Genomic DNA, 23,110 nt, shown 5'->3' on the forward strand with positions numbered 1-23,110 from the left:
CGAAGGTGACGAGGCTGGCCAGCGCCTGCGTGGCGAGCAGCTTGAGCGCTTCGACGCGAACGACATGGAAGAACTGCGTAACGCCCAGTCGGGCGGCTGGAATGCCTACCAGCAGACCAAGGACAACTTGGTCGCCCGCGGCGTTCCTGCAGCCGAGATCCGCTTCATCCAGGAAGCGAGCACCGACGCGCAGAAGCAGGCCATTTTCGATGCGGTCAACGATGGCACCATCCGGGTGCTGATCGGCTCGACCCCGCGCATGGGCGCCGGCACCAACGTGCAAAAGCGCTTGGTGGCGATCCACCACGCCGACGTGACGTGGAAGCCGTCCGACATCGAGCAACGCGAGGGCCGCGGCATCCGCCAGGGCAACGAACTGCTGAAAAAATACGGCATCGACCGCTTCGAGATCGAGATCCTGGCATACGCGACCGAGCGCACCATCGATGCGAAAATGTGGTCGCTCAACGCGTCCAAGCTGAAAACCATCAATGCGATCCGTAAATATGACGGCGCTTTCTCGATGGACTTCGAGGACGAGGACTCGGTCAGCATGGCCGAGCTGGCGGCGCTGGCATCGGGCGATCCGATGTTGCTGGAGCGCGTCAAACTGATGTCCGAGATCGACAAGCTCGAACTGCTCAAGCGGCAGCATGCCCGCAAAGAGTGGGGCATTACCGGCCAGATCGAGGATGCCGAAGCGACGATCGCGAGAAATCCGGACCGCAAGCGGGCCGCCGAGGTGGACCTGGCATCGATCCAGGCCGGTATCGCTGACGTGGAACAGGACGCGGCTACGCGCAGCGTCAATGTCGAAGGTGAGCATTTCAGCGATGGGTCGCTGGCGCGCGGCGCCGTCATGGCGGCCGTCAAAGCCCAGCAGGGCGGCGACGACAAGAAAAAAATGTCGATCAAGGTCGGTGGGCGCCGCTTGTCCTCGCTCGAAGGCGCCATGGGGGCCGTGGGTTCGGCCATTGGGGACCAGCAGACATTCCTGATGCAGGTCGACGGCAAGAAGTTGATCGCGCGTACCGATGCCGCGCGTGCGATCGCCGAGCTGGCGTCCGACGCGTCCGCCGGCCTGGCCGCCGGCGAAGCGAAGACGATCGATATCGGGCAGTACCTTGGCCTGCAGCTGCAGGCAACGATGGAGAGCGGCCGCGAAGGCTTCTGGACGTCGCTGGCGGTACTGCGCGCCGACGGCTCGACGCTGGCCACCGGCGACACGAAATTGCGTGACAACGCCGAGTACACGACGTCGGCCATGCGCACAGCCGTGGAAGACCTGGAAAAGGCCCTGGCGCCAGCCGGGTTGGAATACGCCATCGCTAACTACCAGCGCCGCTACGACGCTGCCGTGGCCGCGCTGCCGGAGCTGCGCGCGCGCAAGGGCGGCCCGTTCGCCCAACAGGACGAGCTGGACGCAAAGAACGCTCGGCTTGAAGTTGTCATTCGGGAACTGTCAAACGGTGGGCCGAGCGCCGCGCGCAATGTCGTGGAGCGCACCAATCCCCTGCGGCGCCCGGACGGCTCGTTCAGGCGCCAGGCGCCGGACAAGCTGATGTTCAGCCGGACGCGCATCGACACGGATGCGCCGCTGGTGAACATCTTTTCGCAGATCGCGACGGATGACGCCGCTTTCCGCATGCCCGACAGCAATGCCAAAACCCTTGCCGGCATCCTGGCCGACATGGCGCCGACGCTTTCGGTTGACGAGTTCGTTGGCGAGGGCGATCTGGAAGATGCAGCCGCGCCCGTCGATCGCGCCTGGCACATTACGTCGCCGAGCGGCGAACAGGCCAGCGTTTACCGCAACAACCGCAACAAGGAAATCTGGCTCGATATCTCGAACTGGAAAGAAGGCCGCACCGGCTCGGGTGTTTATCAGGCAGTGGCCACGCTCGCCCACAACACCGGCCATGTCTTCATCGGCGACCCGGCCGGGCTGTCCGACAAGGCGCTGTACCGCCGCACCGAGCACATGATTTCCTCCGCGCTGCGCCACGGCACCACCAAGCACCTGGCGCCGCACGCGCGCCAGGTCGAAGCTACAGGGACAGCCGGCGGCGCCGACGTACGCCCGATCGACTGGCAGGTCGGCGACGATGCCCACAACTTGCAGGAAATGCTGGTTTCGTCCTACACTAACATCCTGCACCTTTTCCCTGAGATCGCCGATGTCACCTACAACTTCGCCCGCGCCCGCTTCGAGCGCGCACCCGTTCGGGCATCTGCCGGGGCACTACGAGCTGACCAATCCGATCTCGGAGAATGGTCTGATGAGCAAGGGCTGGGACCAGCCTACGGTGGAAGCACTTCCGGACGCGGAACTGACCGCGCTGATGAAGGCGCACGGGACATCGGGCGAGTGGATGCAGTACCTTTCACAAACGAGGATTTTGTTACTGCTGCAGAATCGGTACGAAACGCTTATGACGTCTTCTTCCCAACCGCAAGAGGAATGTATACGCCGCCGATTGGGATGTCTGATATTAAGAGAGCGGTTCTTACCCAGTCTGTTTTACAGGAGGCTGGACGAGACGGAGGGCGAGAAGTTCTGGATCACGTTTCAGAGCGGCTCCTACAACGTGTAAGTCCCCAGCTCGCCCGCCTACTGTACAGCCGCGATGCGGAATACTTCCGTGCCGATGGCGTTTCTTCCCTGCCAACTCTTCCCGCCGGCGCCGATGCCGGCACCACTGCGCCGCTTGAACTGAGCGGCGTCGATTTCCTGCGCGCCATGAAGGCGACGGAACAGCTCAACCGCGAACTGGCCAAGGCCGATATGGCACCGGTGCGCGCGCTGCGCATCGCTCCCAACGCCCAATTTGCCCTGGCGCGCCAGGTTGGCAAGGCGCTGGGCATCGAGGTCAATTTCGTGAGCAAGAACGCAGAGTTCGAGGGCGTGGCCTATAACGGCGTGGCCTACCTGACCGAAGGCATGCGCAACGCCGAGCTGGCAATTGCCGGCCACGAAACGCTGCATGCACTTGAACAGTCGAATCCGGCGCTGGGCGCCAAGCTGCGCACGCAGATCCGCGCCTACCTGAAAGAGGGGGTGGTGGAAGACCGCCAGGCGCGCGAATTCGCGGCAAACGGGTTCCAGGATGTCACCGAGGATCAGGCGGAAGCCGAGGTCATTGCCGATATCAATGGCGGCATGTGGATGGACCCGGTTTTCTGGTCCGACCTGGCCAAGGCGGACCGCGCGCTGTTCCGCAGGGTCGCCTACAAATTCATGGAAGTGGCGGCCAAACTCATTAAGAGCCTGCGCGGCTCGCGCTTCGATGTGACCGCGCTGGTGCGCGACGTCGACGCCGTACGCGCCATCATGGTTGCGACCTGGGCGGAAAACAACGCGACGCGCGACGCCGCGGCACCGGCGCCCGTGGTCAGGCGCGCCATGCGCGAAACGTCAGTCGCGCTGCCGCGCGCGAAATGGCTTTCGGACGAGGTGATAGCCAAAGAAGTTGAAAACCGCATTGGCAAATTTGAGCACCAGCCCGTGGTCCGCATCCGCGACAGCGCTTTCGGCGTCCTCCCGGGTGTCGCAAGTGATGAGCACGTGTCCGGGGCGGTGTACAAAGGCGTCATCTACCTGTTCCGGGACGCCCTGCCCACCCTCCGGGAGGTCCAGCGGACCCTTTTCCACGAAATGCTGCACTACGGACTCCAAAGGTTTCTGCCAGGCGACGAGTATATCACCCGCATGAACATGATTTACCAGCGCGATGGGGCATTCCGGGCCGAGGCTGACCGCTGGGTAAAAACCGGACAGGGCCAGCTGGCCTTGAAGCATGGCGGACAAAAATACGCCACCGCGCGCGGCATTGACGAAGCGCTTGCGGTGCTGGCCGAACCGAACGCCGGCGCCTTCACCCGGACCGACGTGCGCGCCAAGGTGGAACGCACCGTACAGCGCTGGCTGGCGAGCCTGGCCGAATGGCTAGGCATGCCCGAGGCGGCCGCCTACTGGCGCGGCATGAAGAACGAAGAGGCGCGCGCGCTGATCCAGCAGATTTTCCGCAAGACGGCGACCGACTTCCCGCCGGCGGACCCGTGGGCCGCTGCGGGCAGCGCGGCGCTGCGCAAGGGCAAGCCGGCATCGAGCGGCGCCGTGGCGCCCGGCAGCTCGCCAGCGTTCAGCCGTGTCGGCCTTGGCAGCGCGCTGGCCAGCGCCGCCAACAGCATTGCCGAAGTGCGCCTGCCGGCGAACTATCTCATTGGCGACCTGTTCAACAGCACGGGGAAACTGAGCTGGTGGCACAAGTCGATCGGGACCATGGACAACCTGGCGAAACGCCAGCCGGCATTCGCCGCGGTCTACGGCGCCGTGCAGCGCTTCCTGGGCGACGTCTCGCGCTACGCCGTGGTGGCGGCCGACCTGGCGCCGACCCTGCTGCCGAAGCTGGAGAACATTGCCGATATCGTGGGCAAAAACCGCAAAAAGGCGCTGAGGGCCGCCGATACCAAGGCGATCGGGGCGCCAATTTTCGAGGGCACGCTGACCTGGGCGCGCGACGCGCACGGCAAGCCGGTGAAGATCGAGGACCTGGAGGAGCAGGCCGAAGCGATGTCGACCGCAGAGAAGGCGCGCATCCTGCTGGAGAAGGGCATCATCGACGACCAGCAAAATCGCGCCTGGCAGCACAACCCGCTCGACATCTACGACTCGATCATCAACAGCCGCTTCAAGGATACCCAACTGCGCGCCGGTGTGGTGTGGTCCGATACGGAGCTGCGCTCGATGTTTAGCCTGTCGGCCGACCAGGTCGCGCTGTACCGCCAGTTCCGCGCGGCGCTCGACAAGAGCCTGACGAACCTGACGATCAGCGAAATGGTCAAGATGGGTGGCAAAGACGCCAAGGGCATGCTGGAGCAGGCCGTGGCAGCGCCGGATCTGCCTGCAGCGGCCGCGCTGCTGCGCGACCATTTTATTGCCCTGGCAAAGCTGGACCCGGAAAAGATGGACATACACCTCGACACGGCCAGGCAGATCATGAACCTGTCCGACAAGGGCAAGGACCTGATGGACCGCGGCTACGCGCCGCTGTCGCGCTTCGGCAAGCACACCGTGTACGTGCAGGAGGGCGAGGATCAAGTCTACTTCGGCATGTTCGAGACGCAGTACGAGGCGTCGAAGATGGCGCGCGACATGCGCGCCGAGCATCCTGGCGCGCAGGTATCGCACGGGACAGTGTCGGCCGACGCCTATAAACTGTTCGCCGGAGTCTCTCCGGAGACGATCGAGCTGTTCGGCTCGATGGTGGGGCTCGACAGCCAGGCGAGCGCGGCCAGCACTGAGGTCTACCAGACCTACCTGAAACTGGCGAAGAACAACCGCAGCTCGATGAAGCGCATGATCCAGCGCAAGGGCATCGCGGGCTTTTCGGAGGATGCCGGCCGGGTGCTGGCCGGTTTCATTTACAGCAACGCCCGCCTGACCGCCGGCAACGCCCACTTGGGCGAGATCGATGAAGCCATCACCGAGATCCCGAAACAGCAGGGCGAATTGACGGACGCGGCCATGCAGCTGCGTGAGCATATCCGTAATCCCGAAGCCGGCGCGCCGCTGGGCGGCCTGATGTTCGCGCAATTTCTGGGCGGATCGGTGGCGTCGGCCATGGTCAACCTTACCCAGCCGTTCACGATGACCTTGCCCTACCTGAGCCAGTTCGGGGGGCTGACGAAGGCGGGGGCGCGCTTGGCGGCGGCCGTAAAGGACGCCGGCAAGGATGCGACTGGCGACGCGCAGCTCGACGCCGCGATGCAATGGGCGATCGAGGAAGGGATCGTCGCGCCGCAGGAGGTCCACTACCTGCAGACGCAGGCGTCGGGCAAGGGCGCGCTGCGTGCCGGCGATGGCACCAAGGCCGGAAACACCCGGGCCCACCTGAACAATGCCATGGCGAAGGTCACGCTGGGCTGGGGCAAGCTGTTTGCCATGGCCGAGCTGGCCAACCGCCGCATTACCTTCATCGCGGCCTACCGCACGGCTGTGGACGAAGGGTTTCCCGATCCGGCAAAGTTCGCCCAGGAGGCGGTCGCGCAAACGCAAGGCATCTACAATTCGGGCAACAAGCCGAAGTGGGCGCGCGGCGCCGTCGGTTCGCTGCTGATGACGTTCAAGCAGTATTCGATTGGCTACCTTGAACTACTGTCTCGCATGGCATTCGCCGGCGCGCCTGGCTCGAAGGAGCGCGCGGCCGGCCGCCGCGCAGCGCTGTACATGCTCGCGGTGCTGCTGCTGATGGGCGGTGCCGACGGCCTGCCATTCGAGCAGGATCTGGAAGACGCGGTCGATGGAATCCTGCAGCGCCTCGGCTACAATTTTTCCAGCAAGCGCTCAAAGCAAGCGTTCCTGACCAATACCCTTGGCCAGGGCGGCGCCGACTTCGTGCTCAAAGGCGTATCGAGCATGCCCGGCATGCCGGTGGACGTCGCCGGCCGGTTCGGGATGGGCAACCTGATCCCTGGTACCGGGCTACTGACGAAGAAGGATTCGTACACGCGCGACCTGGGCGAGCTTGCCGGGCCTGCAGGCGATGTCGCCAAGCGCGCGTTTACCGGGGCCGGCAAGCTGCTGGGCGGCGACGTGGCCGGCGCCGTGCTCGACGTCACGCCGGCGGCCGTGCGCAACGTATCCAAGGGGACCGACATGCTGGCGACCGGCGCCTACCGAGACGCGCGCGGCTACAACGTGAACGACACCAGCCCCGCCGAAGCGATGATGAAGATGGTCGGCTTCCAGCCAAACAGCACCGCCGACATCCAGGATGCCAAGGGCCAGGCCCTGAACATGGTTGGCCAGAACCGCATGCGCTCGATGGAGATCGCCGAGCACTGGGCACAGGGCCTGGCCGACAGGGACATGGCGAAGGTAGACGAGGCGCGCGCGCGGCGCGACGACTGGAATGCGAAGAACCCGGCCACACCGATCAGGGTCAGCATGCCAGGCGTCATCAAGCGCGTACAAGCGATGAGACAGGATGCGCTTAACCGGACGCAGAAGACCGCACCGGCTGCCTTGAAACAAACTGTGCAACGTGAGTTGGCGGAAACCCGAGCTGAATAACAGCCCAATAAAAAAGCCCTGGATTGAACTCCAGGGCCTATTTTTTTACAGAGCAGGTACTCGCAGAATCAAACCTTGGCGCTATCAAGCGTACCGGCTGTTTCTAAGGCCTTAACCCACGCTGGCGAACGTCCACGGCCGGTCCATTGATTGTTCGGATTGGAAGGATCACGGTATTTAACGGCAGCCTTGTTTTTTACACCAGTCTCCTTTGTACTCGCTTTTCCCATAAGGATGGCAACAGGGATGCCAACGCTTGCTGCAATCGCGCTAATGTCTGTCCGCGCCTTTTCGATAGCGGCAGCTTCGCGATTTTTCAGTTCGGCAGCAATAGCATGGCGCAGTGCTGTTAAATCTACAACAGTAAGTTTTGTGAAATCCATGGGTATTCCATTCGTGTTAGGTTGTTACATAAACTGTTGTAACAATAACCGATCATTGACCATGCTGTCAAAAAAAATTTTAATGAACAGAACAACCGTGTCACTTCTACCTCATTATAATCATACAGCGCAAATACTATATCTCACAATAAAAGTAGATTTTAACAAAGTCGTGCAAGTCAACGCGAATCCCAAGAACGTCGGATCGAACAAAGAGGGCGAACAAACTCGGTTCTTTCCATCCGTCAGTCGATATCTCAACAATACAGCCCAATTGTGATCGCCATTTATGAAAAATTAACTCCGATTAGGTTGCGCAAGCAGAGGCGATTCTATTAGCGCTTGTGCGTAGTAAGGATGTGCCGCTATAAAAATACGGTTGATCCGTTGCTCCATTACGCTAAAACCTACCTGAAGCAAGTATTCTGGTAATTTCCAAACGAAGTATCCGGTAAGTACATCTGCTTTACCAGTAATGGGCAAACTCCCTATTTTTCGTACAGCTACTTCGGGCGTATCATCAAATTGTAAGCCATTTGGCAAATGGCCGTTAAATCCTGCGGACCAACTCAGCCCCTTACGTATGTAACGAGCCCCAGAAAGAATATTTTCCCCAGCTTGATGTCGATTTTTCGAAACACGAAAATATAGCTCAACACCATGGGTCTCTAGAGCATCAATTTCGTAGGAACGACCATCCTGGATAGGGCTTGTCGGGACAGTAGAAACATCAATGCGAGCGTAGCCAGGATGACCGGTTATAGTCTTTGGCTCCTCGCCTAGGGTAGACAGCAGAGTCTGGATGTCTGGTTGCACAATTTTCGGCAAGATTGACGGCCTCGGCTTCTTCGGAACTAAACCGATCTGAATCATTCTTATTTTTGACATATCTGATGCATACTCAACCAACAACCATTTGTCTCCTAGATCCCAACGCTCAAGTTTAACCGGCGCAACAAAAGGGAACTGCCAAACCGGTGTGCCGAGTTTCTTGTTAAGTGACTGCCGGCTGTCATCAAAGCTCAGGCCAAACGGTAACGATTTTATATAACGAACATGCCCATATTCCTCGTCACCCGAATAAATTTGGATATTCGAAATAATTGGTTCACGGCCCGCCAACGCATCATCCATATGATAAAATTCTGGAGGACAGAACGTGATAGAAAATCCGAGCTTTATAAAGAAAATGCCCCCTATGGGAGAATGTTCCGGTAGCGTAAAATCAGGTTTCCTAGCGTAATTGAATACAGGGCGATCAATGCTACCGAGCGCCTTTCCCAAATGCGATATAAATAAATCTACATCAGGTGGAGATTTTGAAATCATTTTAGTATTGGAGATAAATTTGTACCGTAGTTAGCATAACTTCATTTTCTTCATATATCGCCTAACGATATTAATCAAAATTTCCTTACATTCTATATCTCCTTTGGTGACAATAATAAAAATGCTATTTTTTTTCCCTCCGGCAAAAAATTTAAGCTAATCTGATATCCCTGAAAGTTATTCCAGTTATGCATATGGTTAACCGGTCCTGATCGATGACTATTTCGAGGTTCTCCGAGAATAGCAATTGCCTCTGTTAGAGTGTTTTCAAATTTGATCCCAAATGGCAAATCGCCTGTGTACCGAGAAAATTTTCCTGCATAATAATCGCTATTTACTTGTACGGTAGTTAGTACCATGTCGCTATTTTCATCTACCGGCCCGTAAGTTTCTCTATAATAATCGGCAGTTTGAAACATCAGTCCTATACCTTCTTTTTCAACAGTTATGACTTCAATAGGAGTCTCATTAAAAATGGGGCGCTCAACAATGTGGTTAGCAGAAAGAAATTTGTCAAAATCTTCATTCTGAGATGGAAACCCAAAAAACTTAGTGAGTTCAAAAATTTTCATAACAACTCAAAAACTAATAATTCTATATATAATAGCCTGCTCTTAAATCAGGCACGAAGTGTGCGCCGGAATAGTGATGGCTTTACTCAAAAGCGCTTTAAATCAGTAGCTATAAGACAATTCTATAGCTGTTTATACACCCTTTGGGGAAAGCGAAAAAAACGACACGCTCTTACCCTCGGGGATAAAACATAGGGCAACTCGGTACCCTTGAATATTATCCCAGCTGTATAAATGATTGTGCGGTCCGGATCGATGGTTATTGCTGGGTTCGCCAAGTTCGGTTATAGCTTCCGTCAGAGTACTCTCGAACGTCAAGCCAAATGGCAAAATACCCAAATAGCGGGAAAGTCCACTTCCATTATTTTCGCTATAAGCTTGTATTTTAGATAACACCATATTACCGTCACTATCATGCACCGGGCCGTGAGCGTCCCTATAAAAACGATTTGTATGAAACCAGAGTACCAAGCCTTCTTTAGATATATCTTCCATAGGGGTCTCGTTAAAAACGGGGCGCTCAGAAATATCATATAAGGAAAGATATTGATCAAATTTTATATTTTGGGGAGCAAATCCAAAAAACCCAGCAAGCTCTAATATCTGCATAATTCCCTTTATATGATCGCCATATTTCCTCGCTAGGCGACAGTCGACCGTAGAGCCATCGGCGAAATAGACGAATTGCCATAGGCTCAGGCGTTGCGGAGCGTCTTCTCAATCTCAGAAATAGTATGAGCAATTTGATTAATCAGAGCTTCCTTTTAAATCAGGTACATACTGAGCCAAAAAACCAGTTAGTTTTTTACGGTTAAAACTAGTAATACGAGTGTGTAAATATTTTTCGCACAGCGATCTATAGTTCCTTTAGAGATAGCGAAAAAAATGATACACTTTTCCCCTCGGGCAAAAAACACACTCCAACCCTATATCCTTGAATATTATCCCAGCTATACGCATGATTAAGCGGGCCTGATCTGTGACTATTGCTAGGTTCCCCAAGAATAGCTACCGTCTCTTTTAGAGTACTTTCCAATGTGAGGCCAAATGGTAAAGCACCAGCATATCGAGAAAATCGGGTATCACGATTTTCGCTATATACCTGTATCTTACTAAATATCATGTCACCCTCTTTGGCGTAAGCATCTAACCCATACGTTTCTTTAAAAAAACTGCTGGTTTCAAAAATAAGTGATATTCCTTCATTTTTTTGTGTGATACGCTCAATCGGAGTTTCATTAAAAACAGGACGCTCAACAATATAATGATCTGAAAGAAATCGGTCAAATTTCTCATTTTTAGGTGAATATCCAAAAAATTTAGCTGCATCAAATATTTGCATAATTTTCCTTCATATAACGGTATTTAAAATATGGTCAATAATTGCGTTTAGTTCATCTTCATATTCGGCGTGCGTTTTTTTCCGTATTTCTTCTGCTGCCTTAGCGTATTTATCAGCGCAATCGGCATCCATCTCTTTTCCTTCTGCTTCTTCAATACGCTTAGTATCTTTTTTTGCAGCCTTTTGTAATTCATCAGCATCATCAGAGATTTTCGTTTGATTATTGCGCCCACCATATGTATCGCTATGCTTTTGATGGTCTTTTCGAAAAATTGCAATTGCCCGGCCAGCCCGGGAAATAGCCCCCTTAGGCCCGAACAGTGCACTTGTCTGTTCATCGGATAGGTCAATTTTTCGTTTGCGTAGCAGATTTCTTGCTGCTTTTTGCAACGCAGCTTTAGACGGTACATGATCACGGTCAAATTTTTTGTCCGCACTTTTCTCTAATAATTCTCCGTAGGTTCCTGCTTCTCCACACTTCAAGACCTCGGTACCTACTACAACAGTCGTCGCATCCTCCGCAGCGGCTTCCGCTGCCGCCTCCGCGTCAAGCCTCGCTGCCTCTTCCTTTTCTGCATCCGTCATGGGAGGAGAGTCGGCAGACTTCTCGCTCGGTAAATTTATGGCTTCAACGTTCCCAGTCTTCTTGATTTCATCGATGACTATAGCGGCTACAACGCACACAACGACTACTGCCAGAATAGCCCAGCCTACTGGCCCGAGCGCAAACCCCGCTCCCGTCAACACCGCCATATTTTATCCTCTTTTACCTGGGACAAACTGCACCAAGGACGCAGTCGATGTTTTTGATTGTTTTGCTTTAAGCGCAAGCGCAAGCAAGGAACCTGTATTGGTAAACGGTTCAGGTGTGGGGAGAGACAACGGCGGCTGACATCCTAAAAACGCGTGCTCAGCAGGCGTTTCCGCTTCGATTGCCGGGCTGTGTTCGTCTGCATCTCCCGCTGTTGCGGCACCGCCTGTCAGACTAGGCATTTGCGAGGTGACATAGATCCCCGGATTATTTCCTCCATTCATCACATTAGTATCCCCTTGGCGCACAACAAACTTTTTTTCGGCGCGAAAATGAGCCGCCGCACCGGTGGGTTTCACATAACCGTTCACTGTGTTCGATTTCACGCCTTTGGCAAGGCCAGCATCGTCGCCTTTGCAGCTGGGCTGTTGAGTCTTGTCTAACACGTAAGCTGGATCGCCGTTAAATCGCACTGACGAAGCCACTGAAACACTATTTGACAGGTCTTGTGTGGTTGGATAGGGTACCGGTGGTGTGCTGCTGCCTACAGGTGTTTTGTTAAAAGAAGGTGCAGTCGAAACTGCCTTCAAAATAAAATTCTTTCTTGCACCAATCTTACCCATGAAACTCCTCTTTTCCAGCGTCTAACGCCATCTTTCGGTGATCGGGCACAGAGGTTTTCTCCGGGTCGTTAAGTAGGTGGCGGCTATATTCGGCTTCGAAGCGTCCGTGCAGATAGGCATCGGCCGCGCGAATTTCTGGTGTTTTAGCAAATACCGCGCGCCAAACGATGCTGAGGGTCTGTGTTTCTGGTTCAACGATCAGGGTGTCGATTTGCATAGGATTAAAAAACATCGTCCCGTCGCGCATTCTCATAAGCACGGTGCAGACGTGTCCGGGCAAACGTAAACGTAGAATGGTATCGCCAGTAGGGCCTAGTGTGGCGCCTGGACTCGCTGGTGCGCAAAGATTCGTAAGCTCGATAATCTCGTTGCCGGAAAGAAAATCGGTTTGCTGATCAATAGGAGCAGCATTCCAAACATTAAAGTCGAAGTCTTTCGGTAACCAATCAGCGCTGTTAATAAATCGCTGGTCGATTGTTCCTGCCAAGTCGCGGCGGTGTGGATGTACCCTGGATCGCGTACCAAAACCAGCTACTGTAAGCACCTTCCGTGATATTTTTTCAGAATTTAGTGTCGGTATCTTCCAGAACTGTGTGGCACTGAAGGGATTATCAACGGCCTCGACGCGAGGTGCGGGTAACCGCTTCACTCCAGTGGCGAATAGATACCACCGCGGCGCAAAGCCGCAGCCGACAGCGTTGCTCTCAAACGCGCAGCGTGCAATCGCCTGCTCGGCCGGGGGCGCATGATCATAGGACTGGGCAGCCACCTCATCAGCTTTCAGTCGATGCTTTCGGGCGACCCACTTTGCCGCGCGATCGCCGCGGTTGATACGGCGACTTCCGCCGTAAGCATATTCATTGCGTAACGGGAATGGGCTAAACATCTGTGGAGACGTAAGACGCCATGTGGGCACACTTATGAGTCCCAAACTGCCCAGGCGCACGATTGCTGCCCCTATACGTATAGGCCATGGTCTGCGAACCAAAGCCCGCTCGCCAGTCACAGTGAGGCTTTTGTCAACGAGACGTTCGCCAGGAACGGAATTCTGTTCCGCATGCTTCACTGCAGCGCGCCACTCTTCCATCCGGTGTTCTTCCGGGGCGGTAAATGGGTTCAAGCCATGTGGACGCTCAGGTATGCTTGCAGAATGGTCAGGCCGCATCAAAGCAATGCGAACTCCGCAACGCCGCACTGACTTACCCAGTGGTGCGTAAGCCGTGGCATTGACAATAAAATCGCACTTCGGCTTGTATTGGCATAGATCCGATTCCTGACGCACACTACTGGAAGTAATTTCGCCAAAAAACTCATCGGATTCACACAGCGGCGCCTGCTCGTCTGCATAGCGCAGTTCGCCGTCCCCTCCCCACGTTAGAGTCTGCCGGAGTGCAACAACGTGGAATGCTTGATTGAACTGGTCAATTCCCTCGAACCCAAGTGCAGGAAACGGCGTTTGGTTGCGAAATTGCATATCGGCCCGGATTAATTGATGTCAACATCTTTGCCGGAAATCTGCACCGGCCCGCTTGCTTCAAAATTAAATTTGCTGCCGTTAATAGTGACGCTGCCATCCGCTTTCATGACCAAACTAGCCTTCCCGACGGTAATCGATAGTTCTTCGCCTGCTGTGATAGAGATTTTTTTGCCAACCTTGGTACTCTGGTTTACTCCAACGATGGTGGCCATGATCATACCCACATTTAGGTTATAGCCCAAGCCAACGTTTTCCATGCGCCCCATCCCCACATTCTGCATATAAGCCATGCCGATGGTTTCTGTTTTCATCCTGCCGACATTGATCGACCAGTTTCTTGCAATACGATCTTTCTCGTTCCTATCGACGGACTTAGAGCGATTCCCCCCAACATTAAACGTCTGCTCTTTACCCACATTCACGCTTTGGTTTTTGCCGATTTTGATCGTTTCGTTTACGCCGACTTCCTCGTCGCGATCATCCCCAATACTAATTCTTTCAAAATGGTCGACGCGCTCTGTACGATTATTGTGCACGGTAATCAACTCATCACGGTCCACCGTTTCGCTTCTGTCACGCTTGATGTGATTGGTTTCGTCCCGGTCAACAGTTTTGCGGCGATCATTCCCCACCCATTTATCCTCATCGTGCTCGACCTCGGTGAGCTGGTCCTTTTCGGCGTGAAGCCATAGTTGTTCACTACCTTTTTTATCTTCAAAACGAAGCGCATTGGCGTTGTCGTAGCTACCGCCGGGCGTGGAACGCGAGAGAATACCACTTTGCGTCTTATTGGCCGGCAGTGTCCACGGCGGCATCGTGTCCGCGTTCGGCACCATGCCGGTGATAATCGGGCGATTTGGATTCCCGTCTATGAATTGCACGAGAACCTCCCCGTTGATTCGCGGAATTGCGGTCATACCAAAATTTGCGCCGGCCCACGGCGTCGCCACGCGAATCCATGCAGAACTCTTTTCGTCGTTGTTGCCGGCCCGGTCCCAATGGAACTGTACGCGCACGCGCCCGAATTCATCCGTGTGAATCTCTTCGCCAGCCGGCCCCACCACGGTTGCGGTCTGGATGCCGTGGATTTTCGTCTCCACACTGTTGTGGTCACGCCCCGCGCGGTATGGAATGATCTTGCGGATCGCGCGCAGCCGGTTTTTGTAGTGAGATTCAGCGGTGGCTTTTACGTGGTAATTGTTCGAGGCGCTGTGAACCACTTCAAGAATCAGGAATTCGCGCGCCTGGGCCTCGTCGCCGCTTGCGCTGGCATCAAAATGGTCGGTCAGCCTGAACCAGCGCCCCGGAAGGACGTTGCGGTTATTCCCGGAACCTTCAAACTGCTTGCCAGCGGCCTCGAATTCTTCCATCCGCAACTGTGCCAGGGAGCGCCCGCCACCCGTGAAGCCGTATGCCCCGGTATATTCGTAGGATTCGATGCTCGGTACGTTCCCCTGCTGACTCACTGTCGGCAGCGAAGTGTGAACAGGCGTAGGTGATTTGAAGTCAAAAGATGCGAGCGCTACTGCGCCCTGCATGATTTGCCTTGAAGGTGACCACTCGCCCAAGCCGTCCTCCTCTGCCTCGCCGCCATGACGTTGGAACCGGATCGAAGGATCGCCGTCGATTGGCTCCACGCTGGTCGTGTCATCGGAGAGCACCAGCTTGTGGCCGTTCTCCGAGTGTTCAAACCAATACACGATACCGTTGCCGACCCAGCGCCGTTCAAGAAAATTGCGGTCACTCTCGTCAAACTGGCAGCAGTCCGTAAGCACCTCGGTCGCGCCGGCCACACGCCAGTCCCACTCGGCCAGACTGCCATAGTCGCCGAAGATGCTCGCGGTCTGCTGGTACATCGTCGTGTAGTGGAAGAGGTAATTATCCTTCCGCATCGTCAGGTACTTGTACCAAGGACCAAGTAGGGCTTCGTAATACGACACTCCGCCATCGGCCGTTTTGAGGGCGAAGCTGAAGACGATCCCGGTGAAGTAGCGCAGCGTGCCATCCCGCCGAACCATCTGTACACAAAGCATCTTCCCCTGCATATCCTTCAGTGGGATGTCGGGGTTGTCGGAAAGCAGCTCGACGCGGAACTCAAAGGGCTTTGACAAGCTCTCGAATGCTTCCAGCTTGTTGACGAGCAACTGACCAGAAGGGGCGTCCTGGTTTGGAAATGACAAGCGCAATAGGCGATTGTGCTGACGTTCTCCAACGAGATCACGTAAGACGGTCAAAGCTCTACTCATGCTTTATTCCAATATCACAAGTTAACGGGGGAAGGGCTTAAACCGGCCATTTGTTCTATTGGCGGAGGCTTCGGCAGAAGCCTTATTTTACCATAGTTAGCAGTAATGCAATATAAAAATGCAATATTTGTTGCTTTTCAGAGTTGAAATTGAATGGATTTTTACTCCTGAGGGAGAATAGGGAAAACGGAAAAACGGCCAAAATATTCCGCTAAGCGGATGCCGGTGGCCACTGCTGCGCCGTGTGTTTTACGCGCAGGATCTCGACCTTCTTGGCCAGCACGCGGTAGATCACGATATAGCTTTCATGGGCCACCAGCTCGTGGGTGCCGCGCTTGCGGCCGGCGCGGCCGAGGTTCGGATGCGCAGCGAGGGGCGTCACCTTGCCCTCGATGAGGTCAATCATTTTCTCCGCACTGGCGGGGCTGTCCCTGGCGATATGAAGGCCGATTTTGATGAGGTCATTGATCGCTTGTTTTTTCCAGTGGATGAGGTGCACGCGCTCTCCTTACGCCAGTTTTATTGCTGCGCGCACCTGGCGCATCGCTTCGTCGTGCGGGATGGTTGGGCTGGTGTCGTCGAGCGCTTCCTGGACTTCGGCCTTGAGCCATTTTGTATAGGCGGCCGCGGCGTGCGCCTCCTTCATCGCGGCGGCGCGATCGGGGCGCTTGGTGGCGGTGATGCTGCGCGGGGCGTAATTCACGGCATCAACGTCGAAGCGTGCGATGCCGACGCCTTTCAGGTATTCCACGAGCGTTTCCAGCTTGCGGAAGATCCGGACCTGCTGGCTGCGCTGGGCCGCCAGGGCACGCTCGGTCATGCCGTATTTAACTAGAATGCCCCAGCCGCCGGCCTGGCCGACCGCGTGGGCGCTGCGCACAACGCCGGCCTCGGCCAGCTTGATGAGGGTGGTGTGGTCGATGGTGTCGGTGGTCATGCATTTCTCCCAGGTTTTGCGGAACATCCAATCATTGAATTATCCGCAAATTATAGAAAATTGCAAGCTGAGAGATGGATGGCCGCGCCGTAAACTGGACATAACGCTGCTTGCGCGAACAGGTCGCGCACGGCTCCATGCACGCACAACCGGGGGAAGCGGTCTTGGCGGATTATTTTTCCTTGTGCCGGCACCGGCCAACTGCGGGCGCCACAAGGGCGCGGTTTTCCTCGCGGCTTGGCCGCTTTCGTCACGCCGGCGCCGGCCGGATCGGGGCGCCGCAGCACCAGGGGATTTTCCTTGAACGCGGTGTCGGGCAAGCGGATTGCCCCCAGCAGCTTCGCTTTTTTCGCCAGCATTTAAAGTTGAGCATGTCAGGTCGTCCACGGTTTTTGGCGTCAAAGTTTACACGTTCACAATGACGGCTCCGCTAATGCGACAGAACCCCAGCGGATGCATACCAGGATCACATCGATCGGAAAGCGCATCCCTTTGAAGTTGAGCATGTCAAGTCGTCCTGGATTCGGGCCCCGCAGTTTACCCGACCGGCCCCGCCGCCGTGCACTAATGCGACAGAGCCATTTACCGCGTCCTCGCCAAAAAATCGACATCCTGCACGGCAAGCACACGGTGTTTCCCCCCGGTTATGGCGCCACAGTTTATCTGATTCCCCGTCCACGTTCGCCAATGCGACAGAACTCTGTTATTGTCATGATTAATACTTTTAACATGGTTTTTTCACGCTAGGGGATTTGGAAGATTCAAGATGAGAAAAAATATGAACTGCTTAGTCGCTGCTGCAATGCTGACGATCGCCCTAAGCGGGTGCGGCGGCGAAGCACCAAAAAACGATATGCCGCTGTCTTCCACTGCGACAAATTTTGGCATATCCGAGATGCGGATGGCAGCCCTCCCAGCCGAGCAGACTGCCAGTGCTCAGGCTGCCCTGGCTGACGTGTTTCGAACCGGCGTTGAACAATTATGTGTCACCAACGGTAAAATCACAACCTTACCCAATGGAAAACTCGATATTTCAACAGGCAGTTCCCGTGCCTTCATACGTCGGCAAAGTCCCCAGAGCGCCCAGATCGATTTCATTTATCGCGGCAAGTCGTCTAAGGACGTCCCGCTTGCATCGGGCGAGGTGCGACGCCAAATCGGTTTGAAATTGAAGGCTTTGGATGGTTGCAATGTTGCGTATGCAATGTGGAACGTTGATACCTCGCGGATCACTGTCGGGGTCAAGTCGAATCCTGGAATCCACACGTCGGTATGCGGTGATGGCGGTTATATCAGCCTCCCATCATTTGCTGCAAATCATATTGGTATCGGAGAAGCGCATTCCATGCGCGCGGACTTGGTCGGGCAAGAGTTGAAGCTATACATGGACCGCGCAACGGCGCCGATTAAAATCACACTTCCGAAAGAAATCAACGCTTTCGACGGTCCGGTTGGCTTGCGGACGGATAATGGTCACTTTGAAGTTGATTTTTTTGGCGCTGCCGCTAGCGCAGGGCCTGTTGCGCCACCCCTGGCGTGTGACTCGGCAGCCAATGCCAGCCACTAATTATTCTGGGGGTGGTTCAAAATGGGCTTTTACAGGGTCGCGGTAGGGACAGGAGTCTCAGCCTGCCCCCGTACAGATCCCTCCGAGCGGAACTACCGGACAAGGCTGCTACCGTGGGTGCTTGAGGCTAAAGGGTTCTGTCGCATTAGCGCACGGCGGCGTGGCCGGTCGGGTAAACTGCGGGCCCCACTCCAGGACGACTTGACATGCTCAACTTCAAAGGAATGCGCTTTCCGATCGATGTGATCCTGGTCTGCATCCGCTGGTATGCGGCCTACCCGCTTAGATACCGGCACCTTGAGGAGATGATGGAAGAGCGCGGCGTGTCGGTCGACCATTCGTCGATCAACCGCTGGGCGATTCGTTTCCTGCCACTCATCGAGAAAATGGCCGGAAACACAAGCGCTCGATCGGCGGCAGTTGGCGTATGGATGAGAAGTATATCAAGGTGAAGGGCGTTTGGAAATACCTCTACCGCGCTGTCGATAAGCAGGGCAAGAACGTCGACTTCCTGCTAACAGCCAAGCGCGACATGCTTGCGGCGAAGTGCTTCTTCAACAAGGCCATGAGATCGAACGTCGATCCGGACAAGGTCGCGATGGACAAAAGCGGCGCCAACAAGGGGGCGATCGATGCGATCAATGCCGGCCGCGACGTACCGATCCTGGTGCGCCAAGTCAAATACCTCAACAACATCGTCGAGCAGGACCATCGCGCCATCAAGCGGGCGACCAGGCCGATGCTCAACTTCAAATCGTTCCGGTCTGCCGGCTGCGTGCTCGCCGGCATCGAGCTGATGCACATGATTCGGAAGGGCCAGTTCGCCGTCGATGTCGCTTCGCCCATATCATTCGCCGACCAGTTTTGTGCGTTGGCAGGCAGCAAGTCCGTCCAGTTTAAGCCAAGGTCATGCTCAGCACGAAAAAAACCGTGCTGGACTCAACAACGCGACTGAACCCAAATGGACGCCAAGCGTCCTGAATGCGTGATTAGATCCCCAGTGCGGCGTCCGGACAGCGATGAGTTCTATACTATGGATTTTCCACGCAAACCTTGTGCTTGTATGAAAATTTCACCTTCCACCGAAGAGCGTACCCTCTTCGCGCAACGCTTGACTAGTGCTCTAAAGCGGGCAGATCTTAGCTGCTCTCCTGCCCAGGTTGCACACGGCTTTAATCTTCGCGCCCGAGGGGCATCAGTGACACCTCACGCCGTACGTAAGTGGGTGCTGGGTCACGCTATTCCAACTCAAAGCAACATCCAAATTTTGTCGAATTGGCTGGGAGTGAACGCCGCGTGGCTACGATTTGGCGAGGGTCAGCGCCACAACTCGGTGTCATTAATTTCGGGAGATCTCCCTGCAGATCCTCACATGATGAGCATGCTCCACGATTTACGTTCTTTGCCGAATCCCGCGCAGGTACTCGTCCGTGGATTGATAGATGTGCTGTTGGAAGCGGAAGCGTCCGGACAAAACGACAACATCTAACGGATCGTCGCTTACGCGAAAATGCGGCACACAGCGCCATGGCACGCATGCCCTGCGATACCGGGAATAGAGAACGGCTCGACCTGGGCGGCGTCAAAGCATTGGCCAATCAGGCCAAGCCAGGCGTGCGGCGAGGTTAATTCCAGGTTGCGCGATTGCTTGACTTCAAAGCGTGACATGACCAGTCGGTTGAAAGTAGGAAGTTTAATATTTTATTTTGTAATCAAAAACTTGACCAACTATTGGATGAGCTGGAACATGGATTCAGGCTACTGTCTGAAGTCTTGGATCCACTAGACAATGCGGAGATTTCTTCTTTAGAGAAGTCAACAAATTCGTTCTTCATCATTTTTCTATCCTTTATATAGAGCCACGCAGTTTTGTTCGGCGACGTCCACTGACAGCCCAACTTGCGATGCCATTTCTTGACAACCCAGTATGTACGTTCGGCGCGCATCGGTTAGTCCAACATAAATCGCTCCTGCGATCAGAATTCCTGCAACTAGTATTGATGCGGCTATTTTCATATCAAAATCTTCTCTATGGTGAAAGTTCACGTGTCTGGCGCATAAACTAGTCCCGAGGGTGTGGCAACTAGTGGGCACCTCGAATTACCGGTAAATCCCGCGTAATCGCCGGTCGCGATGCCGGCAGTTGCGTTTTTTGATGTCAGACCGAGCCGCTTCCCGCCCATTTTATGGGCGCTGAACCTCATTTTGAGCAGTCCGGACGGACTGCGGGCGTCAGAACGCCTCGACCCTGGCCTCCTTCAAGTAGACCAGGCGCCGCAAATTGTAAGCAGCGACCTTCCAATTGAGCTGTAACGTAGCGCGCGCCAGTCCGATCGTGCGCAGACCTTTGCCGCCCATCTCGGCCAAGCCGGCAAACACATGCTCGATCCTGGCGCGGGTCTTGGCAATGCGTGTATTGCGCCGCTTCTGGGCCTCCGAAATTGGCTTGCCCTTGCTTCCTTTGCGCTGGATATACATGCGCCAGCCCTGCTGCGTCAACCTGTCCTCGCGCTCGCCATCTACGTAACCTTTATGTAACTATTCAGCCCTTACAAATCAATGAGTTACGTGATTTCTGCGCCTGAAAACGCTCGATTTACGCGGTTTTTATAAGGAAAAACCGGTTTTTCGCGTTTTTTATCGGTTTTCAGATGGCTGCAACCGATTGATTTTAAATAGGTTTTTTCAGGCTTCAGAGGCTGAATAGTCACACCTTTATCTGCCAGGACGTTGCGGTTGGTATTGGAGGGATCGAGCACCGCCTCGAAATGCAGGGTGTCATGCTCGCTGGCCGTGCTGACCTTGATCTTGCGTACCAGCTTGTAGCGTTTGTCTGCGTTGGCCGATACCTTGTAGCCGAAGTAGGACTTGCCATGCTTCTTGGTCCAGCGCGCGTCTATGTCTTTCTGCCGGCGCTTCGCAGGCTTCCAGTCGATTGGCATGGCACCTTCTCCAACGAGCGCCTTTTCCTCTTTGTTCATCGATTGCTTCGGTGTCTGCACGATGCTCGCGTCGACCATCTGACCGCCACGCGCAATGTAGCCATGCTTGGACAGCTGGCGGTTGACGGCGTCAAAGATACTCTCGGTGGCACCGGCTTTGAGCAAGCGTTCCTTGAACGTCCAGATCGTTGTGCGGTCCGGTATCTGACTACTGGAACGCAGTCCGACAAAGCGCTGGAAGCTCAAGCGGTCGAGCAACTGGAATTCCATTTGCTCGTCGCTCAGGTTGAACAACTGCTGGATCAGCAGGACGCGAACCATCAGTTCGGTCGGGAATGGAGGACGCCCGCCGCGTTCGCGGCCGGGACGCGGAGCCGCTTCGTCAACCGCATCGGCAAGCGCGATGAAGTCGACATGCTGCTCCATCACCTTGAGCGCATCACCAAGCTTGTTCAGCTTGGCTTCGCGTTCTTGGTCGGCAAACAGACTCGTCTTGATCATGAAATTAGGTCAGCAACGTGGAGACGCTATGATGCCACGGATGGGTCGGTTTTTCGAGGTGCCCTAGTGCGTGACCAATCTGCTCACGCACTTCAGCCACACAATATAGGGATGGTCAAACGGAAGTGGGCGCGTGAGCGGCTGGAAATATTTTATATTGAAAAATCGCCTTAACCCGCAGCAACGCAAATTTTTTCTCAGCTGGTCCACGCCGTTAGCCTGAACGCGTGATTACCTCCCTAATCACGCGTTGAGGAAGGCCCGCCGTCTCGCGGGTAAACCGCGCTACACTTGCTGCTCAAGAAAGGTATAAGGGGCGCTTGTCCTCCGGTGATTCATATCATATCATTCGTATCATATCGTATCATTACAAACGGAGAACATTCGATGGGTAGAGAAGCGAGCATCACACTGGCCCAGGTAGCCGCCATCGCGGACGCGATGGTGGCGGCCGGAAGCACGCCAGCCTTGCGCACTGTACGCGAACGGCTGGGAAACATGGGGAGCCTAGGCACCATCAGCAAGCTGTTACAGCAATGGCGCGCGGATCGGGAAAAAAAGATCGCCAGCGCATTGACCTTGCCGGCGGGAGTGCAGCGCGCCATCCTGGAATTTATGGCACAGGAACTGTCCAGCGCGAAAGCGGCGCTGGAAATGGAACTGGCCGAACAACAGCAAGAAGCGGCCGATCTCGCCACCGAGAATGAGCGCCAGGCTGCCGAGATCGAGAACCAGGTCGACGCGCTGACAGCGCTCCAAGTAGAACTGGCTACAGTGCAGGGCAAAGCGGGTCAATTGGAACTCGACTGGCAGGCCGGCCAGGTCGAAATGGATCGCGAGCGCAAGGCGGCCGAGTCGGCGCGAACCGAACTGGCCAAGGCCCAGTTGCGCCTTGAGGCGATGCCGCGGCTGGAAGCGGATCTCGGCGCGGCGCGCGAGGAACTGGCCGTCGAACGCACGGCCCGCGTGGCGGCCGAGCAAGCGGCAGCGGTCACAGTGGCCAAGTTCGATGCAAGCGAGCGTCGCGCCGGCGAGATCGAGGCGCGCGAGCTGGCAGCCGTTACCCACATTGCTGAACTGGAGCGGATGGCGCAGCAAGCGGCGCGCGAGCTGGCATCGGCCAACATGGCTGTACAGGCCAGCCAGGCGCGGTTGGAAAGCGCAGCACGCGAGCTGGAGCAGGCGCGCGCGCTGGTGAGCACCGCCCGCAATGAGTCCAAGCATGCCACCGAGGAAGCGGCCGAGCTGCGCGGCCAGATACGTGCCGATACGCTCGCGGCTCAGGATGGCGCCAAGCGCACCAGCGAGAACCGCGAACCTGGCGAGCCTCGCGCAAAAACCCCGCCGTCCCAAAAATAAGCACCT

Annotated in this window: 17 protein-coding genes and 2 pseudogenes; 5 read left to right on the forward strand and 14 right to left on the reverse strand. The window is 55.6% G+C overall.

From position 1 onward, the window contains the following. Positions 1 to 64 precede the first annotated feature (64 nt). Positions 65 to 7,075 (forward strand): PLxRFG domain-containing protein, encoded by a 7,011-nt coding sequence (locus F2P46_RS33525; RefSeq protein ID WP_208296884.1) that lies wholly within the window; start codon positions 65 to 67, stop codon positions 7,073 to 7,075. Between the two features lie 68 nt (positions 7,076 to 7,143). Here F2P46_RS33525 and F2P46_RS33530 read toward each other — a convergent pair whose 3' ends face one another. From F2P46_RS33530 to F2P46_RS33585, 12 genes are all read right to left on the reverse strand, one after another. Beyond that, a complete protein-coding gene (locus F2P46_RS33530; RefSeq protein ID WP_166898578.1) occupies positions 7,144 to 7,458 on the reverse strand; it encodes an H-NS family nucleoid-associated regulatory protein in 315 nt (104 codons plus the stop codon). Between the two features lie 297 nt (positions 7,459 to 7,755). Further along, complete coding sequence (locus F2P46_RS33535; protein ID WP_166898579.1) at positions 7,756 to 8,787, reverse strand: hypothetical protein; 1,032 nt, start codon at positions 8,785 to 8,787, stop codon at positions 7,756 to 7,758. A gap of 92 nt (positions 8,788 to 8,879) precedes the next feature. Continuing rightward, entirely contained in the window at positions 8,880 to 9,359 is a 480-nt protein-coding gene (locus tag F2P46_RS33540) for a hypothetical protein (RefSeq protein WP_166898581.1), read from the reverse strand. 132 nt (positions 9,360 to 9,491) lie between these two features. Beyond that, complete coding sequence (locus F2P46_RS33545; RefSeq protein WP_166898583.1) at positions 9,492 to 9,968, reverse strand: hypothetical protein; 477 nt, start codon at positions 9,966 to 9,968, stop codon at positions 9,492 to 9,494. Positions 9,969 to 10,215: 247 nt separating this feature from the next. Beyond that, entirely contained in the window at positions 10,216 to 10,701 is a 486-nt protein-coding gene (locus F2P46_RS33550) for a hypothetical protein (protein WP_166898585.1), read from the reverse strand. Between the two features lie 9 nt (positions 10,702 to 10,710). Then, the gene (locus F2P46_RS33555) at positions 10,711 to 11,454 is read right to left on the reverse strand and encodes a hypothetical protein (RefSeq protein ID WP_166898587.1); all 744 of its coding nucleotides are present in this window, start codon (positions 11,452 to 11,454) and stop codon (positions 10,711 to 10,713) included. A 3-nt stretch (positions 11,455 to 11,457) separates the two neighbouring features. Further along, the gene (locus tag F2P46_RS33560; RefSeq protein WP_166898589.1) at positions 11,458 to 12,075 is read right to left on the reverse strand and encodes a PAAR-like domain-containing protein; all 618 of its coding nucleotides are present in this window, start codon (positions 12,073 to 12,075) and stop codon (positions 11,458 to 11,460) included. Beyond that, the gene (locus F2P46_RS33565; protein ID WP_166898591.1) at positions 12,068 to 13,549 is read right to left on the reverse strand and encodes a DUF2169 domain-containing protein; all 1,482 of its coding nucleotides are present in this window, start codon (positions 13,547 to 13,549) and stop codon (positions 12,068 to 12,070) included. Before F2P46_RS33565 ends, F2P46_RS33560 begins: the two co-directional genes overlap by 8 nt. Positions 13,550 to 13,560: 11 nt before the next feature. Then, entirely contained in the window at positions 13,561 to 15,798 is a 2,238-nt protein-coding gene (locus tag F2P46_RS33570) for a type VI secretion system Vgr family protein (RefSeq protein WP_166898593.1), read from the reverse strand. Between the two features lie 211 nt (positions 15,799 to 16,009). Continuing rightward, positions 16,010 to 16,297, reverse strand: coding sequence for a type II toxin-antitoxin system RelE/ParE family toxin (locus F2P46_RS33575; protein ID WP_166898595.1), 288 nt, complete (start codon positions 16,295 to 16,297; stop codon positions 16,010 to 16,012). Between the two features lie 9 nt (positions 16,298 to 16,306). Further along, positions 16,307 to 16,735 (reverse strand): hypothetical protein, encoded by a 429-nt coding sequence (locus F2P46_RS33580; RefSeq protein ID WP_166898597.1) that lies wholly within the window; start codon positions 16,733 to 16,735, stop codon positions 16,307 to 16,309. Between the two features lie 50 nt (positions 16,736 to 16,785). Continuing rightward, positions 16,786 to 17,094, reverse strand: a complete 309-nt coding sequence (locus F2P46_RS33585; protein WP_166898598.1) for a hypothetical protein — start codon at positions 17,092 to 17,094, stop codon at positions 16,786 to 16,788. A gap of 407 nt (positions 17,095 to 17,501) precedes the next feature. Between F2P46_RS33585 and F2P46_RS33590 the strand changes: the two genes are divergently transcribed. From F2P46_RS33590 to F2P46_RS33600, 3 genes and pseudogenes are all read left to right on the forward strand, one after another. Continuing rightward, the gene (locus F2P46_RS33590) at positions 17,502 to 18,302 is read left to right on the forward strand and encodes a hypothetical protein (protein WP_166898600.1); all 801 of its coding nucleotides are present in this window, start codon (positions 17,502 to 17,504) and stop codon (positions 18,300 to 18,302) included. Between the two features lie 206 nt (positions 18,303 to 18,508). Continuing rightward, positions 18,509 to 19,137 (forward strand): annotated as a pseudogene (locus F2P46_RS33595) (IS6 family transposase); the annotation flags it as partial. Positions 19,138 to 19,263: 126 nt separating this feature from the next. Further along, a complete protein-coding gene (locus tag F2P46_RS33600) occupies positions 19,264 to 19,791 on the forward strand; it encodes a hypothetical protein (RefSeq protein ID WP_166898602.1) in 528 nt (175 codons plus the stop codon). A gap of 743 nt (positions 19,792 to 20,534) precedes the next feature. Here the strand turns inward: F2P46_RS33600 and F2P46_RS33605 are convergent. Next, positions 20,535 to 20,810, reverse strand: a pseudogene (locus tag F2P46_RS33605) (transposase); the annotation flags it as partial. A gap of 56 nt (positions 20,811 to 20,866) precedes the next feature. Further along, entirely contained in the window at positions 20,867 to 21,745 is an 879-nt protein-coding gene (locus tag F2P46_RS33610; RefSeq protein ID WP_166898604.1) for an IS5 family transposase, read from the reverse strand. A 387-nt stretch (positions 21,746 to 22,132) separates the two neighbouring features. On the opposite strand from F2P46_RS33610, the gene F2P46_RS33615 reads away from it, so the two are divergent. Beyond that, positions 22,133 to 23,104 (forward strand): DNA-binding protein, encoded by a 972-nt coding sequence (locus F2P46_RS33615; RefSeq protein WP_166898606.1) that lies wholly within the window; start codon positions 22,133 to 22,135, stop codon positions 23,102 to 23,104. The last annotated feature ends 6 nt before the right edge of the window (positions 23,105 to 23,110 follow it).

Origin of the sequence: Massilia sp. CCM 8734 (assembly GCF_011682155.1) — a bacterium.
GTDB lineage: Bacteria > Pseudomonadota > Gammaproteobacteria > Burkholderiales > Burkholderiaceae_D > Telluria_A > Telluria_A rubra.